The sequence below is a fragment of the Pseudomonas sp. genome (genome assembly GCF_049645325.1).
In the GTDB taxonomy this organism is placed as follows: domain Bacteria; phylum Pseudomonadota; class Gammaproteobacteria; order Pseudomonadales; family Pseudomonadaceae; genus Aquipseudomonas.
In genome coordinates, this window is sequence record NZ_JBARTQ010000530.1 from 1 (window position 1) to 1,915 (window position 1,915).

Here is a 1,915-nt window from a genome sequence, read left to right on the forward strand (position 1 = left end):
GCTGACACACTGCATTCGCGAGCAAGCCCGCTCCCACAGGGGATCGCCACCACCCTTTAGAGATCTGCCCCATTCAGCCATTCCTGGTTCATCGTATCTCTATCCCCCAGATACTCCAGCAACCAACTCATGGCCGGCGACAGCCGACTCTGCGCCCACGCCACGCACGACGGGCTGGCCGGAAACGGCCGGCTCAGTTGCAGCGCTACCAGTTCCCCGCGTTCGATCCACGGCAACACTTGATGTGCCGGCGCCATGCCGACGCACAGGCCATCGCGCAGGCAATCTATTGCCGAGGCCCAGTTGGGCACCACCAGGCGGCGCTGGTTATCCAGGGTCCAGGTGTCGCGCTTGGGCAGGTTGCGCGAGGTGTCGGTCATGCACAACGATGCGAACGGGCGCAGTTGATCGTCATTTAGCAAGCCGTCCATCGCTGCCAGTGGGTGCTTGGCGCTGACCACACACAGCCAGTTCAACAAGCCCATGTCGCGGAAGGTGAAATGGCTGGCCACCGGCACTGCGCTGGTGGCGCCGATCACGATGTCGGTGCGCTCATCGGCCAGGGCGTCCCACACGCCGTTGTACACCTCGTATTCCAGCAGCAACTCCACCTCGGGGAATTGCCGATAGAAGTCCAATACCAGTTGCCGGCAGCGCTGGGGTTTGACGATGGAGTCGACTGCGACCTTGAGCTGACCGCTCCAGCCATTCGCCACCTGCTGGCATAACCGCCGCGTGCCGAGCATTTTTTTCATCACGCCCCGGGCTTCGTCTATAAATAGACGGCCGGCGGGCGTCAGTTCGACGTCGCGGTGCCTGCGCACAAATAACGGAACGGCCAGCCACTCTTCCAGCTGACGCACGGTGTAGCTGATGGCCGACGGCACGCGGTGCAATTCCTGGGCGGCGGCGCTGAAGCTGCCGTGGCGTGCAACCGCATCGACTACATCCAGGGAGTATTCGGACCACATGGAGGCTGCCTTCAAAATATTTGATAAGAGTGTCCAATTATTATCGCTTCACACACAAACTGTCAGCTTCATAATGGGCGCCAGTCAGCAAATAGTTTGATGGCAGGGTTAACAAGGCTTCAATGAAAAATTCTTTTGGTTTCACGTGGTATCTGGCGGGGCTGAGCATGCTCGGTTATCTGGCCATGGACATGTACTTGCCGGCGTTCGGCGCCATGGGCGATCAGTTGCACATCAGTGCGGGCGCGGTAGGTGCCAGCTTGAGCATTTTCCTCGCCGGGTTTGCCGTGGGGCAGTTGTTGTGGGGGCCGCTGTCCGACCGGTGGGGGCGCAAGCCGATTCTGCTCACGGGCCTGAGCCTGTTTGTCTTGGGCTGCGCCGGCATGTTCTGGGTCGAAACCGCACCGCAACTGCTGGCGTTGCGCTTTATGCAGGCGATTGGTGTGTGTTCCGCCGCCGTCAGTTGGCAGGCACTGGTGATTGACCGCTACCCGGCCGACAAGGCGCACCGCGTGTTCGCCAGCATCATGCCGTTGATGTCGTTGTCTCCGGCCCTGGCGCCCTTATTGGGTGCCATGGTGCTGAATCACTTTGGCTGGCAGGCGATTTTCGGTGTGTTGCTGGGCGTGTCGTTGCTGTTGCTGTTGCCGACGCTGTTCCTGCGCAAGATGCCGAAACGTCTGGCGCAGGAGGGCGAACCTTCGCGCCTCGGTTACGGTCAGTTGCTCACCTCGCGGGTGTTCACCGGCAACGTGATGATCTTTGCGGCGTGTTCCGCCAGTTTCTTCGCCTGGCTCACCGCTTCGCCGTTCATTCTCGGCGACATGGGTTACAGCCCGAATGACATCGGCCTGAGCTATGTGCTGCCGACCCTGGCGTTTCTGATCGGTGGTTACAGTTGCCGCAGCGCCTTGCAGCACTTTCAGGGCAAAACACTGTTGCCC

The 1,915-nt window shown here is 60.6% G+C and carries 2 protein-coding genes; one reads left to right on the forward strand and one right to left on the reverse strand.

What is annotated here, in order from left to right; genetic code table 11:
- Positions 1-56: 56 nt before the first annotated feature.
- Positions 57-971, reverse strand: coding sequence for a DNA-binding transcriptional activator PunR (gene punR, locus WBB95_RS22455; RefSeq protein WP_424489567.1), 915 nt, complete (start codon positions 969-971; stop codon positions 57-59).
- Between the two features lie 122 nt (positions 972-1,093).
- Between punR and punC the strand changes: the two genes are divergently transcribed.
- Positions 1,094-1,915: purine nucleoside transporter PunC (gene punC / locus WBB95_RS22460; RefSeq protein ID WP_424489568.1), on the forward strand; the 822-nt coding region annotated here is incomplete at its 3' end.